Origin of the sequence: Kineococcus auxinigenes (assembly GCF_050871525.1) — a bacterium.
GTDB lineage: Bacteria > Actinomycetota > Actinomycetes > Actinomycetales > Kineococcaceae > Kineococcus.
Genome location: NZ_JBKBCT010000098.1, coordinates 1 through 12,384 on the forward strand (window position 1 = coordinate 1; position 12,384 = coordinate 12,384).

Below are 12,384 nucleotides of genomic sequence, written 5' to 3' on the forward strand. Positions count from 1 at the left end.
GGTGATCTTGCACGGTTGAAAGGTCAACCGTGCAAGATCACCGCGGGGGTCGGGGAAGGGTAAGTGGGCGGCGGTGCGGGGTCAGGGGGTGGGCAGGTGCGCGGCGTAGGCGGCGCGCAGCAGCCGCAGGCGGGCGCTGGAGGTGACGGACCAGTCCAGCCAGTCCACCGCGCCGCCGGTCAGCGCCCGCTCCAGCGCCTCCAGGTGCAGGTGCCACACCGCCAGCGACATCGGCACCCAGGCGTCCTCGCCCTCCAGCTCGTTCGTCAGCCGCAGCCGCGTGCGCGCCCGCAGCGCGCCGGCCTCCACCGGTTCCAGCTCCCAGCGCAGCAGACCGTGCTCGGAGCTGGTGTGCTCCAGCAGCCGCGGCGGGTCCAGCGCCACCACCTGACCGGGCCACCACTCCAGCTCGGCCGGGTCGCCGTTCAGCCACATCAGGGAGAACTCCCCGCCGGGGCGCAGGTCCGCCCGCAGCGCCGCCCACCAGCGGCGCGTCACCTCCGGGACCGTCAGCGCCGTCCACAGCGCCGCCACCGGGTGCGGGTACTCGCGCTGCAGGGTCAGCGTCGCGCGCTCACCGCCGTGCAGGACGGCGCCGCCGAGGAGTTCCGGGTCGTCGTTCACCGGCACCATCCTGCCCCCGGCAGGCCGGTGCGGGGACGCGCCCCGGCCCGGTGGCGCGACCCGGGGCGCCCGACCTGGGAGGATCACGCCGTGGGACTGGGCGGTGGACCGAGCTGGCGGGACGACTACGAGTGGTTCAGCCTCGACGACCTGCCCTCGCCGGAGGAGGTGGACGCGGGCCCCGACCCGTTCGGCGACGCCCTGCGCGCCCTCGTGCGCGACTACCCGGTGTGGTCCGGCACCGACGGCTGTGCGCGCGTGCTGCTGGTGGACCTGGACAACCTGCGCGCCGTGAAGGGGCGGCTGCGCGCGCGCCTGGGCGTGGTGGTCGAGCTGGCCCGCCAGGCCGACCACGTCACCCTGGCCGGCCAGGCGGGGGCGGTGGCGCGCTCGCGCCCGTGGCTGGGCGAGTACGCGCGGCGCGCGCGACCCGTGGCGGCGGGACCGGACGTGGCGGACCACGTGCTGCTGGAGGCCGCCGCGGAGGTCCCCGACCCCGCGGAGTTCCTCGTCGTCAGCAACGACGGCATCTTCGCCGACCTCGCCGAGCGCGGGGAGCTGACCGTCCTGTCGCCGGGGATGGACGCCCTCAGCGACCGGCTGCACGGGGCGGCGAGCCTGCTGGTGGACCTGGCGGCGCTGGAGCAGGAGGCCGCGGGCCGCACCTGAGCGGCGGCGGTTCCCAGGCCCTTGCAGTGCCCACCACAGGCCCGGCACAGGTGCGCACCCGACACAGGTGGGGAGCCGGGAGACACCCGGCCCCACCGATCGGGGGACACCATGAGGATCACCAAGAGGACCGTGGCCGCTGGCACGGCGGGCGTCGTCGCCGCGAGCGGCCTCGGGCTGGTGCTGATCGGCGCGCCGCTGGCGTCGGCCGCCACCACCGGCACGTCGGCCACGAGCGGCTCGGGCGTCGCCGACCGGCTGCAGTCCATCAAGGACGCCCTGGCCGGCCTGGTCGGCGACGGCACCATCACCCAGGAGCAGGCCGACACGGTGGCCGAGACGCTGAACTCCTCCGACGCGCTGCGCGGCGGCGGGGGCCACGGCGGGTTCGGCGGCGGCCGGGCGCTGGACCTGGACGCGGCCGCGGAGGCGCTGAGCCTGAGCACCGACGAGCTGCGCACCGCCCTGCAGGCCGACGGCGCCACGCTGGCGAGCGTGGCCGCCGACCAGGGCGTGGAGGAGCAGGTCCTCGTCGACGCCCTCGTGGCGGCGGGCGAGGATCGGGTGCAGCAGGGCGTCACCGACGGGCGGCTGACCCAGGAGCAGGCCGACGAGCGCATCGCGGAACTGCCCGAGCGGGTCGCCGCGACGATCGACCGGGAGTTCGGTGCCGGGCCGGGTGGTGGGCGCGGGGGTGGCCCGCGCGACGGTTCCGCCGACGGCTCGGACGTCAGCGGTTCGAGCAGCAGCGGTTCGGACAGCAGCGGTTCGGCCACCTCCGGGGGCACCGACGCCTGATCCGGCGCCCCCGCCCCGCCGGCGGTGCCGGTGGGGCGGGGGCCGTCAGGCCGCGTGCTCCCAGAACCGCTCGTAGGAGCGGTGCAGCCAGCCGTCCACCCAGGCGCGGTCGGCGCCCTCGGGCAGGTCCGCGGTGCGGCACTCGCGCTCCAGGTCCGCCTCGAACTCGTCCAGCCGTGCCAGGACCTGCGCGAGGGTGCGTTCCCCGCGCCGCACGGCGCGCAGTTCCGACAGCTCCGGTTCCGGCACGGGCAGCGTGACGCGCCCGGTGCGCAGCAGTTCCAGACCCTGCAGGCCCAGCCGCAGGGCGTGCGCGGCGGGTTTCGGCGCGTGGTCGGTGGGGGAGGCGGAGCGCGCCCGCCGTGCCGCACCGGGCCGCCGCTGGCCCGTCAGCACCTGCCGCTGCGCGCGCAGGTACCCCAGGAACCGCCGGCCCGCAGCACGGCTGGCGAACCGCCCGGCCTCGCGGCGCAGTTCCCCCCCGGCGTCCGTCACCGCCACCACCTCCGCGTCCGGCACCCACAGGGGCAGCAGCACGGTGGGGTTCCCGGCCAGCGCCAGGCGCGCCCACTTGCGCGCCCCGTACACGACGACGTCCAGGTCGCCCGGGCCGGAACGTTCCCGCAACCCCAGGGGCCGTTCCCACGCCGTGTGGAACTCGTACTGCTCGAACGGCACGAGCCGGCCGCCGGGGGTGCGGACCCTGGCCAGACCGGTGACGAAGCCCTCGGGTTCCAGGCACACGCCCATCTCGTCACGGTCGTCCTGCCCGGCCAGGGCGGTGCCGTGGACGCCGCTGCCCACCTGGGTGCGCAGGACCGTTCCGGCCTCGGCGATGCGGCGGGCCTCCTCGCCGGCGTGGGGGTGGTTCGTCACCCGTCCACGGTAGGAGGTGCGGACCGGCGGCGGCCACGGGTTTCCTTCCCGGACGGCCGTCACACCTCGACGCGGTAGGTCAAGTCCAGCTCGTCGCCGGGCACCCCGCGGATCGCCCAGTCGTGGCGCGGAGTCTCCAGGACGGCGACCTCCAGGTCGGTGGGCGTGATGCCCAGGCGGTCCTCGAAGTCCTGGAACAACCTGCGGTAGAACGCCTTCTTCGTCGCGGTGCTGCGGCCCGCGAACATGAGCACCTCGACGACGGTGTACCGCTCGCTGCGGCCGGCGGGGGTGGGGAAGTCCTCCGCGCCCATGGGGAAGAAGCGGTGGAACCGCTTGTCCGCGGGCAGGCCCAGGACGTCGACCGCGGCGGCGTGCAGGACGTCGGACAGCGCCGGGCGCGCAGGCCGCAGGACGTCGTCGCGACCGTAGACCTTGAACTGCACCACGCCGGTCACGCTAGCGCAGTGCTCCGCCCGGGAACCTCAGGAGCCTGCGCGTTCCACGTCGTCAAGGAAACCCCGTACGGCGGCCACGACGCCGTCGAGGGCTGCGAGGGACGCCTCGGTGTTCCCGGGGACCTCCAGGGAGTGGTCCGCGCCGGGGAGCTCCAGCACCCGCTGCCCGCTCGCTGCGGCGGCCGCCGGGTTCCAGTACGGGTCGGCGTCACCGCCGACCAGCAGGGTCGGAGCCGTGGCGGCGCTCGCCGCCGCCCGCACCTCCTCCTCGCCCAGCAGCGGGGTCAGCCAGACGCCCGGCAAGCCCCGCTCGGCGGCCAGCGGCAGCAATCGGGTGGTCAGGGACTTCGCCACCACCAGGTGCCGCCCGGTGTCCGCCGGTGGCAGCAGTTCCCGGCCGAGGGCGACGACCTCGCCGGCTCCCGGTGCCCGGCCGCGCCAGCGGACGGTGCGCACCGTCCACCCGCGTTCGCGCAGCAGCACCCGGGTGGAGCGCAGCAGCGGTGCGTCGCAGCCGTAGCCGCGCCCGGGCAGCACGGTGGCCGTCCACGGCGCCGCGCCGGTGCCCTCGGTCTCGACGTCGACGAGTTCTCCCCGCTGTTGCACGGTCCACTCCTCCGTCCTCCCGTGCCGGGGCACGGGTACCGCTCAGTCGAGGACGGCGGTGGCCTCGACCTCCACGAGCACGTCGGGCTCGAACAGGTGGCTGACCCCGATCAGGGAGGCCGGGGGCAGCGGCTGGGGCAGGCCCAGCTCCTCGGCGACCCGGGTGACACCGGCCGTGAAGGGCTCGATCTTCTCCGGGGTCCAGTCGGTGACGTAGAAGGTGAGCCGGACGACGTCGCCGAAGCCTGCGCCGGCGGCGCGCAGGCCGGCGTGGGTGTTGCGCAGGGCGTGGGCGACCTGACCGGTGAGGTCGCCCGGGGCCAGGGCTCGGCCCTGGGCGTCGCGGGCGATCTGGCCGGCGACGTGGACCTGGCGGGTGCCGGTGGCGATGGCGACGTGGTGGTAGGGGACGGGCTGCATGAGCCCTGCGGGGCTGGACAGCTGCACGGTCACGGGATGCTCCTGGGATCGGGTCGGGTGGAGCCGGGTCGGGCTCGGTGACCGGGCCGGGGGCCCGGTCCGCGAACCGGTATCCCATTGCTACCTGGTGCACGCAGGGAACTTCAACGAGACTAGGTGTCGTGCCGGAAACCACCCACCCTCGTTCCCGCCTCAGTTCTGAGGGCCTCGAGATCACCGCACCGCACCGGGAGCTGCTCGACCAGGTCCTCGACAAGTGGTCGCTGCAGGTGCTGGAGGAGCTGTGCGAGCGCCCCTCGCGGTTCAGCGACCTGCGTCGCGCCATCCCGGCGGTGACGGGCAAGTCGTTGACGGCGACGTTGCGCCGCCTGGAGCGCAACGGGGTCGTGGAGCGCGAGGTCGTGAGCTCCCGGCCGGTGGCGGTGGAGTACCGCATCACCGTCCTGGGCAAGACCCTGCGCGAGCCGATCGAGGCGCTGCTGCGCTGGAGCACGGAGCACATGCCCGCGGTGGAAGCCGCCCGCGACCGTTTCGAGGAGTGACCCCCGCTCGAACCAGCCCTCTCGTGCTGAGCCCGGAACCCCTCCCCGCACCGCTGCTCAGGTGACGAGGGTTCCCTGGTGGTGGAGGACCTGCCAGCCCTGCCCGGTGCCGTCCACGTCACCGGGGGGAGGGATCGCCGAGCGCGGCCAACCGGTCCGCGGTGCCGCCGGCCAGCAGTTCGGTGTCGGCGAGCGCGGCCACGAAGCGGAAACCCAGGTCGCGGAACCGCGCGGCGCGCCCCGCGCCGACCCCGAAGGCCCCCGGCACGACGCCGTGCTCCGCGCAGGCCCGCACGACCGTCGGCAGCGGGTCGTCGGGGCCGTCGGCGGCGAGCAGCGCCTCGACGTCGGTGCCCAGTTCCAGCGACAGGTCGAAGGGCCCGACGAACACGACGTCCACGCCCTCGACGGCGGCGATGGCCGAGACGTTCGCCAGGCCCTCGCGGGTCTCCACCATCACCGCGCACAGGACGTGGGCGTCCGCGTCGGCGGGTGCCGTCGGCGGGCGGCCGGTGAGCAGGGCGTGCGGCCCCCAGCTGCGCTCGCCGGTGGGGGAGTAGCGGCACGCGCGGGCGGCGGTGCGGGCCTGTTCCGGGGTGCTGACCATCGGAACGACCACCCCGGCGGCGCCGGCGTCCAGGGCGCGGCCGATCTCCTGCACGTCCAGGCGGCCCGGGCGCACGAGCAGCGGTGCGGCTCCCGTGCCGGCCTCCCGCAGGCACTCGCGCAGCGAGCGGTCGTCGTGCTCGCCGTGCTGGGCGTCCAGGAGCACCCAGTCCACGCCGGAGCGGGCCAGGGTGCCGACGGCGCCCGGGCTGGCGAGGTTGGACCAGGCGCCCCACAGGGGCCGCTCCGGGTGGGTCGTCCACCAGTGCTGCTGCTCCACGACGCTCCTCCCCGGTGGCCGCCGCGGTCCGGCGGTCCCGGTGGCATCCTGCCCGGTGCTCAGCGGGCGTGCGCGGTCTCGGGTTCCTCGTCGGGTTCGAAGATGCTCTCGAGGGGTGCGCCCAGCAGGCGAGCGAGGCGGAAGGCCAGGGGCAGGCTGGGGTCGTAGCGGCCGGTCTCCAGGGCGTTGACGGTCTGCCGGGAGACGTCGAGCCGGTCGGCCAGCGCGGCCTGGGTCCAGCCGTGCTCGGTGCGCAGTTCCCGGATGCGGTTCTTCACCGGTGGTGCCCGCGCTCAGCGGTGCGCGACGCCGGCGGCCACGGCCCAGGAGAGCATCCCCGCCCCGAAGGCCAGCCACGGGCCGACCGGCACCACCAGGCCCGCGAACTCCAGCAGGCCGAGGACCACGCAGGCGGTCATCGCGACGGCGAACCCGACGGCCAGGGCGCGCAGCTGCAGCAGCTGGGCGTACTCGTCGGAGCGCCGCAGCGCCCGCGCCACGGCGCGCACCACGGCCAGCACGGGCAGCACCGGCAGCAGCGCCCAGAGGAACCGCCAGGGGCTGTCGCCGTCGAGGTCGCCGAAGGTGCCCACGGCGAGCAGCACGACGACGTAGCCGACCATCGCGGGGAGGAAATCGCGCAGGTAGGCGCGGGCCCTGGCGCGGTCGCCGGTGCTGCGCTGCGGAGTGTCAAGGTCGCTTGTCATGGTGAGGAGCTTGCCCTCCACGCCCCCCCGTGTCAAGCGAGCTTGTCATCCCCGCCGGAGCCGTGGATCCGGCGGGCGGTCCTCACCCGCCGTCCCGGGCCGACCCCGACGAGCGCCAGTGCCGCGCCCCCGCCGCGAAGAGCACGGTCAGGCACGCCGACACCCCGACGGCCCAGGGGTGGCCCTGCTCGCCCGCGCGGAACAGGGACGGGACGAGCAGGACCAGTGCGGCGGCCGACACGGCAGCCCCGATCACGCTGACCACGGACAGCACCGTCCTGTTCACGACGATGACCCTACGTGAGGCGGTCGGTGGCTGCGGTGTCGTCCGTGCCGAGGCTGCCTGCAGGCGCTGCGCGGGGCGGGACCGCGCAGCCGCCGCTGGGACCGTCCGCCGGGGACGCGGCGGCGCGCGCGATCCGCTCGGCGGCCTGCGCGGGCGTGAGGTGCGTGGTGTCGACCACCTCCGCCTCCGCGTGCGGCCAGGTGCGGGCCGCCTCGGCGTACGGCTCCACGTGCTCGAAGCGGAACGGCGCCGAACACCCGGGAGCCAGGGGTCGACGGCTGCACGAGCGCGCTCGTCGTCGTCCCGCCCACGCCGTGGGTTCCGTCGATCCACACGATCACGAGATCGACGCCAGGCTGCGCGCGCCGAACCGTCCGCTCCGATCGCCGGTGCTCGACCGGTCGGTACGGTGGTCGGGGCCGGGCGGCTCCACTCGTCCGGGAGTGCGCGAACGGGAGGGGCGGTCGGCGATGCACCCCTCGCAGGCCCGGCGCGCGGTGGGCGCGGCCGTGGCGATCGCCTCGTCCCTCGGCCTGGCGGCCGACGACGCGGTCGTCCTGCAGGACTCCAACAAGCTCACCCTGCGCCTGCTGCCCTGCGACGTCGTGGCCCGGGTGGCACCCGAGGCGCACGGGATCGCGCGGTTCGAGGTCGAGGTCGCTCGGCGGCTCGCCGCGTCCGGCGGCCCGGTCGCCCGTCTCGACCCCCGTGTCGAGCCGCGCGTCCACGAGCGCGACGGCTTCACCGTCTCGTTCTGGACCCACCACGAACCCGTGCCGGGCCGCGAGGCCGCCCCGGCCGAGTACGCCGGCGCGCTCGCCCGGCTGCACGCCGGCGCGCGCACGCTCGACGTCCCGGCGCCGCGCTTCACCGAGCGGGTCGAACAGGCCCGGCGGCTCCTGGAAGACCGCGACCGCACCCCGGGACTGCCCGACGCGGACCGCGACCTCCTCAGCCGCACGGTGCGGACCGCAGGACGCGCGATCGGCGAGCGCGGTGGCGCCGAGCAGCTGCTGCACGGCGAACCGCACCCGGGGAACCTCCTCGTCACCGGGGAGGGGCTGCTGTTCGTGGACTTCGAGACGTGCTGCCGCGGGCCCGTCGAGTTCGACCTCGCCCACGCTCCCGAGGAGGTCGCCGAGAACTACCCGGGCGTCGACCGGGACGTGCTCCGCGAGTGCCGGGCGCTCGTTCTGGCGATCATCACCACGTGGCGCTGGGACCGGGACGACCGTCTCCCGGACGGGCGCCGGCTGGCGGGGGAGTGGCTGACCAGCCTCCGGGCGGAACTGGACCGCCACGGCTTCGACGGCTGAGCGCCGCCCCCGGTGGACCCGGCGCGCAGCGGGTTCCCGTTCAGCCGGCGGTGTTCGCGCGGGCGAAGGCGCGCTGCGCCAGCCGGGTCAGGAATCCCGCCCGCGCCTGCTGCGGCCACGGCGGCGCCACCGACCCGTTGCCGGTCAGGGCGGTGAGGACCGTGCCGCGGATCCGCTCGGCGTCCAGGTCCATCGCGGCGAGCAGTCGCTGCGCCCGGGTGCCCGGTTCCAGCACCGCCAGCCACAGCACCGCCGACGTCACCTTCCCCTCGCGCGGCAGGGCGCCGGACTTCTGCAGCCGGTTCAGCTTCACCGATGCCGAGCCCAGCGCCCCCTGCCACTCGGGGGTGTGCCGGTTGCGCGGTGCCGGGTGCGGCCGGGAGGGCTCGCCGCCCGCCGTGGCCAGGACCTGGTCGGCGTCGATGCCCAAGCGCTGCAGGTGCGGCGCGTCGTCGGCGCCGCGTTCGATCGCGGAGCGCACCGCCTGCGCGGTCAGTTCCGGTGCGGAGCGCCGGACCTGCTCGGTGAGCGGCCCCGCTGCGGCCAGCAGACCCAGCAGCACGTGCTCCGAGCCGTAGCGATCAGCGCCCAGGTGCGTGGCCTCTTGCCGGCTGGCCGCCATGACCGCGCTGAAGGAGTCGTCGTAGATCAGCACCCGCGTCACCTCTCGATGTCCCATCGCCCCGGTCCGCTCGTGCGGCCGTGCTTCTTGTGGACCGTCTGGCGGGTCACCTGCAGTTCCGCGGCGATCCCCGCCCACGTCAGCCCCTGCTCGCGCGCCCGGGCCACGTGCAGCGCCTCCAGGCGCTCGGCCAGCCGGCGCAGAGCCAGCGCGGTGCGCAGGCCCTCGCGCGGGTCGACCGCACCGGCCGTGGTCTCCACCCGTTCCAGGTCCACGCTGTCAGCCTGAGCTGACAAGCCCCCTCTTGTCAACCGTTTCTGACAGGTGCGAGCCTGCGGTGGTCCCGCCACGCACGCCCCGCCCGTCCCCGAGCGCACCGGAGCCGACGTGCCCGTCACCCCGTTCCCCCGTCCCCGCAGCTTCAGCGCCACCCCGGGCGCCGGTCCCGCGCCCGACGCGCCCGTCACCGCCACGCTCGACCCCTCCCTGCCCGGGCAGGGGTTCCGCCTCGACGCGTCCGCCGACGGGATCGCGATCTCCCACGCCGACGCCGCGGGCCTGCGGTACGCCCTGGCGACCCTGGACCAGTTGCGCGCCGGCCCCGACTTCGGCGACCTCGTCCACCACGTCGCCGATCACCCCGACTTCCACGTGCGCGGGTTCCTGCTCGACATCAGCCGCGACCGCGTGCCCACCCGCCGCACCCTCGCCCGGTGGGTGCAGGTCCTCGCGCTGGCGCGCGTCAACGCCTTCGAGCTGTACACCGAGCACACCTTCGCGTTCAGCGGCCACGAGGAGGTGTGGCGCGACGCCTCCCCGCTGACCGCCGACGACGTGCGCTGGCTGGACGGGGTGTGCGCCGCCCACGGCATCGAGCTCGTCTGCAACCAGAACACCTTCGGGCACGTGGAACGCTGGCTGCAGCACGGGGGGTACGCGCACCGCGCCGAGAACGAGGACGGGTTCACCGCCTGGGGGCGGCACCACCCGCCCAGCACCCTGGAACCCACCGCGGACAACGCCGGCTTCGTCACCGGCCTCCTGGAGGAGGTCGTGCCCCTCTTCCGCACCCGCCGCGTCAACATCGGCGCCGACGAGCCGTTCGAGCTCGGCACCGGCAAGAGCGCCGCGCGCGTGCGCGAGGAAGGGCTGGGCAGCGTCTACTTCGACCACGTCGAGCGGGTGGCAGGCCCGTGGCTGGAACGCGGTTACGCCGTGGAGTTCTGGGCCGACGTCTTCGGCGACCACCCCGAGCTCATGGGCCGCGTGCCCGCCGGCGCCGTGCCCGTGGTGTGGCAGTACGACTCCCCGTCGCTGACCGCCGCCGCCGTCGACGCGGCCTCGCCCGAGCAGCTGGGGCAGTGGCGCGCCGACGGAGCCGACGTCACGCAGCTGCGGGACGGTTTCCGCGACCGCGCCAGGCTGCTGCTCCAGGCCGGCGTGCCGTTCTGGGTGGCGCCGGGCGCGAGCAACTGGAACTCCCTGCTGGGTCGCTTCGACAACGCGGTGGAGAACATGGTCGACGCCGCCGAGGTCGGCCTGGAGAACTCCGCGCAGGGCTACCTCAACACCTCCTGGGGCGACGGCGGGCACTGGGACCCGCCGTCGGTGGCGTTCGGCCCGGCCCTGTTCGGCGGCGCCGTCAGCTGGTGCCTGCAGGCCAACCGGGACCTCGACGTCGCGGCCGTCCTCGACGAGCACGTCCTGGCCGACCCCACCGGGACCGTCGGCCGCGTCCTCGTGCGCACCGGCCGGGTGTGCGCCGACCTCGGCGTGCCGATGCTCAACGCCTCCCCCCTGCACCGCGCGCTGCAGGAGGCCGACGAGCTGGCCGCCCCGGACGTGCCCGCCCCCGAGCGGTTGCGCGAGGCGCTGGACGTGCTCGCCCGCTGCCGCGAGGACCTGCGCGCCGCCGACCCCGCCTGCGCCGACGGCGACGTCGTCGTGCGCGAGCTCACCCAGGCGATCCGCCTGGCCGAGCTCGCCGCCCGCTACCTGCTGCCCCGCGCCGAGGGGGCCGAGGGCCCGGATCCGGCCACCGCCCGCGCCCTGCTCGCCGAGCTCGACGCGCTCGTGCAGGAGCAGCGCGCCTGCTGGCTGCTGCGCGCCCGCCCCGGCGGCCTGGACGACAGCACCGCCCGTTTCACCGCCCTGCGCCGCGCCCTCGTGCGTGCGGGGTCGGGCACCGGCTGAGCCGTGACGGGCGTTCACCCGTGCGGCGCCGGCGGCGCGGGCGGGGGAGCGGCGATCGGGTGAGGCGCCGCGACACGGTGTTCCGGGCGTGTGGTGCCGGTCACGGGGCTGTTCGGGTGGGTTCGCGCCCCGGCGCTTCGGGAACCGCCCCGCACCGGCCGAGACGTTCCTCAGCGCCGTGCGGGACAGGCCCCGCGGCGGAGAGGAGAACCCCCGTGTCGCCCTACGGCCCCCGCGTCAGCATCGCCTCCGTCCTCGCCGCCGAGGCCTACGCCGGCAGCCGCGGCCCCGCGCCCCGCGCCGTCGAACCGGTCGCCGCCGTCACTGCGACCGCCCCCGCCGCGACCGCCACCGCCGTCGTGGACGGGCCCACCGCCGCCGGGTCGCGCCGCCGGTTCCTGGAACTGCTGCGCCCGGTCCGCCGCGCCGCCTGAGCTCCTCAGGCGGTGCGGCGCACCCCGCGCAGCACGGCGTCCGCGACCGCGCCCGGCGCCCGCTCCGGGAGCCAGTGCCCGCCCGGCAGTTCCGCCTCGGAGAACTCCCCCCGGACGTGCGCCGCCGTGGCGCGCACGGCGACCGGGGAGAACGACGGGTCGTCGCGACCGTGCAGGTACGTCACCGGGACCGCCACGGGACCGGTGCGCCCCCGCCGCAGCGGCAGCGCCCGGTACCAGCCCAGCGCCGCGCTCAGCGCCCCCGGTTCGGCCATGCGCCGCGCGTACCCGTCCGCCAGGTCCTGCGGCAGGCCGCTGCGCACCAGCAGCGCCCGCAGCGCCGCACCCGAACGGGCCAGCAGCAACCGCTCCGGCAGCGACGGCACCTGGAAACCCGCCACGTACGTCGAGCGCAGCGCCTGCGTGCTGCGCAGCACCGACCCGCGCAGCGCCGCCGGGTGCGGCGTGGACAGCACCGTGGCCGAGAGCACCCGCCCGGGGTGCTGCGCGGCCAGCGCCCACGCCACCACCCCGCCCCAGTCGTGACCCACCAGGTGGAACTCGCCCGCCCCCGCCGCGTCGGCCAGGGCGAGGACGTCCGCCACCAGCTCGGGCAGCACGTACGCCGCCCGGCCCGGCGGGCGCGCGCCGGGGGAGTACCCGCGCTGGTCGGGCGCCAGGACCCGCAGGCCGGCGGCCGTCAGCCGCGGCGCCACCGCGTCCCAGGCGCGCGAGTCCTGCGGGAAGCCGTGCAGGCACATCACCACGCCCCGCGCGGCCCCCTCGGGCGCGTGGTCGCGCACGTCGAACACCAGGCCGTCCCGCGCGTACGTCTGCACACCCCCACCCTCCCACCGCTCCCCCCCTCCCGGGGGGGGGGGGGGGGGGGGGGGGGGGGGGGGGGGGGGGGGGGGGGGGGGCGGGGGGGGGGGGGGGGGGGGGGGGGG

18 protein-coding genes and 1 pseudogene are annotated in these 12,384 nt (G+C 76.2%); 6 read left to right on the top strand and 13 right to left on the bottom strand.

Features of this window, described 5'->3' with window-relative positions; translation table 11 throughout:
• Window positions 1-81: 81 nt before the first annotated feature.
• A complete protein-coding gene (locus tag ACRYR9_RS18315; protein ID WP_432492320.1) occupies window positions 82-624 on the bottom strand; it encodes an SRPBCC domain-containing protein in 543 nt (180 codons plus the stop codon).
• Between the two features lie 90 nt (window positions 625-714).
• On the opposite strand from ACRYR9_RS18315, the gene ACRYR9_RS18320 reads away from it, so the two are divergent.
• Both ACRYR9_RS18320 and ACRYR9_RS18325 read left to right on the top strand, forming a co-directional pair.
• Complete coding sequence (locus ACRYR9_RS18320; RefSeq protein WP_432492322.1) at window positions 715-1,293, top strand: hypothetical protein; 579 nt, start codon at window positions 715-717, stop codon at window positions 1,291-1,293.
• 132 nt (window positions 1,294-1,425) lie between these two features.
• A complete protein-coding gene (locus ACRYR9_RS18325; protein ID WP_432492324.1) occupies window positions 1,426-2,091 on the top strand; it encodes a hypothetical protein in 666 nt (221 codons plus the stop codon).
• Between the two features lie 45 nt (window positions 2,092-2,136).
• Here the strand turns inward: ACRYR9_RS18325 and ACRYR9_RS18330 are convergent, their stop codons facing one another.
• From ACRYR9_RS18330 to ACRYR9_RS18345, 4 genes are read right to left on the bottom strand one after another with little or no spacing between them, the layout of a single operon-like run.
• Complete coding sequence (locus ACRYR9_RS18330) at window positions 2,137-2,967, bottom strand: nucleotidyltransferase domain-containing protein (RefSeq protein WP_432492326.1); 831 nt, start codon at window positions 2,965-2,967, stop codon at window positions 2,137-2,139.
• Between the two features lie 59 nt (window positions 2,968-3,026).
• Complete coding sequence (locus tag ACRYR9_RS18335) at window positions 3,027-3,416, bottom strand: tautomerase family protein (RefSeq protein ID WP_432492328.1); 390 nt, start codon at window positions 3,414-3,416, stop codon at window positions 3,027-3,029.
• A 36-nt stretch (window positions 3,417-3,452) separates the two neighbouring features.
• Window positions 3,453-4,031: an alpha/beta hydrolase gene (locus ACRYR9_RS18340; protein WP_432492330.1), complete on the bottom strand. Its 579-nt coding sequence runs from the start codon at window positions 4,029-4,031 to the stop codon at window positions 3,453-3,455.
• 42 nt (window positions 4,032-4,073) lie between these two features.
• Entirely contained in the window at window positions 4,074-4,484 is a 411-nt protein-coding gene (locus ACRYR9_RS18345) for a RidA family protein (RefSeq protein ID WP_432492332.1), read from the bottom strand.
• 128 nt (window positions 4,485-4,612) lie between these two features.
• Here ACRYR9_RS18345 and ACRYR9_RS18350 point away from each other — a divergent pair, with 128 nt between their 5' ends.
• Entirely contained in the window at window positions 4,613-4,993 is a 381-nt protein-coding gene (locus tag ACRYR9_RS18350) for a winged helix-turn-helix transcriptional regulator (RefSeq protein ID WP_432492334.1), read from the top strand.
• Window positions 4,994-5,111: 118 nt separating this feature from the next.
• Here the strand turns inward: ACRYR9_RS18350 and ACRYR9_RS18355 are convergent, their stop codons facing one another.
• The 5 genes and pseudogenes from ACRYR9_RS18355 to ACRYR9_RS18375 all read right to left on the bottom strand — a co-directional run.
• Complete coding sequence (locus ACRYR9_RS18355; RefSeq protein WP_432492336.1) at window positions 5,112-5,879, bottom strand: HpcH/HpaI aldolase family protein; 768 nt, start codon at window positions 5,877-5,879, stop codon at window positions 5,112-5,114.
• Window positions 5,880-5,938: 59 nt separating this feature from the next.
• Window positions 5,939-6,157 carry a helix-turn-helix transcriptional regulator gene (locus ACRYR9_RS18360; protein ID WP_432492338.1) on the bottom strand — a complete coding sequence of 73 codons (219 nt, stop codon included), beginning with the start codon at window positions 6,155-6,157 and terminating at the stop codon, window positions 5,939-5,941.
• Window positions 6,158-6,172: 15 nt separating this feature from the next.
• Window positions 6,173-6,586 (bottom strand): hypothetical protein, encoded by a 414-nt coding sequence (locus tag ACRYR9_RS18365; protein WP_432492340.1) that lies wholly within the window; start codon window positions 6,584-6,586, stop codon window positions 6,173-6,175.
• 82 nt (window positions 6,587-6,668) lie between these two features.
• A complete protein-coding gene (locus tag ACRYR9_RS18370) occupies window positions 6,669-6,872 on the bottom strand; it encodes a hypothetical protein (protein WP_432492342.1) in 204 nt (67 codons plus the stop codon).
• Window positions 6,873-6,882: 10 nt separating this feature from the next.
• A pseudogene (locus tag ACRYR9_RS18375) lies at window positions 6,883-7,122 on the bottom strand (hypothetical protein); the annotation flags it as partial.
• Between the two features lie 220 nt (window positions 7,123-7,342).
• Between ACRYR9_RS18375 and ACRYR9_RS18380 the strand changes: the two are divergent.
• Window positions 7,343-8,188, top strand: a complete 846-nt coding sequence (locus tag ACRYR9_RS18380; RefSeq protein WP_432492344.1) for a phosphotransferase enzyme family protein — start codon at window positions 7,343-7,345, stop codon at window positions 8,186-8,188.
• A 40-nt stretch (window positions 8,189-8,228) separates the two neighbouring features.
• Here the strand turns inward: ACRYR9_RS18380 and ACRYR9_RS18385 are convergent, their stop codons facing one another.
• The gene (locus ACRYR9_RS18385; protein WP_432492346.1) at window positions 8,229-8,843 is read right to left on the bottom strand and encodes a Clp protease N-terminal domain-containing protein; all 615 of its coding nucleotides are present in this window, start codon (window positions 8,841-8,843) and stop codon (window positions 8,229-8,231) included.
• A gap of 5 nt (window positions 8,844-8,848) precedes the next feature.
• Window positions 8,849-9,085 carry a helix-turn-helix domain-containing protein gene (locus ACRYR9_RS18390; RefSeq protein WP_432492348.1) on the bottom strand — a complete coding sequence of 79 codons (237 nt, stop codon included), beginning with the start codon at window positions 9,083-9,085 and terminating at the stop codon, window positions 8,849-8,851.
• A 112-nt stretch (window positions 9,086-9,197) separates the two neighbouring features.
• Between ACRYR9_RS18390 and ACRYR9_RS18395 the strand changes: the two genes are divergently transcribed.
• Together ACRYR9_RS18395 and ACRYR9_RS18400 are read left to right on the top strand one after the other, a co-directional pair.
• The gene (locus tag ACRYR9_RS18395) at window positions 9,198-11,003 is read left to right on the top strand and encodes a family 20 glycosylhydrolase (protein ID WP_432492350.1); all 1,806 of its coding nucleotides are present in this window, start codon (window positions 9,198-9,200) and stop codon (window positions 11,001-11,003) included.
• 215 nt (window positions 11,004-11,218) lie between these two features.
• Window positions 11,219-11,437 (top strand): hypothetical protein, encoded by a 219-nt coding sequence (locus ACRYR9_RS18400; protein WP_432492352.1) that lies wholly within the window; start codon window positions 11,219-11,221, stop codon window positions 11,435-11,437.
• Between the two features lie 5 nt (window positions 11,438-11,442).
• Here ACRYR9_RS18400 and ACRYR9_RS18405 read toward each other — a convergent pair whose 3' ends face one another.
• Window positions 11,443-12,276, bottom strand: coding sequence for an alpha/beta hydrolase (locus ACRYR9_RS18405; RefSeq protein WP_432509685.1), 834 nt, complete (start codon window positions 12,274-12,276; stop codon window positions 11,443-11,445).
• Window positions 12,277-12,384 lie beyond the last annotated feature (108 nt).

Coding starts and splice junctions, on each gene's coding strand:
- ACRYR9_RS18380 (WP_432492344.1), top strand. CDS start 7,343: ATGCACCCCTCGCAGGCCCGGCGCGCGGTGGGCGCGGCCGTGGCGATC.
- ACRYR9_RS18365 (WP_432492340.1), bottom strand. CDS start 6,586: ATGACAAGCGACCTTGACACTCCGCAGCGCAGCACCGGCGACCGCGCC.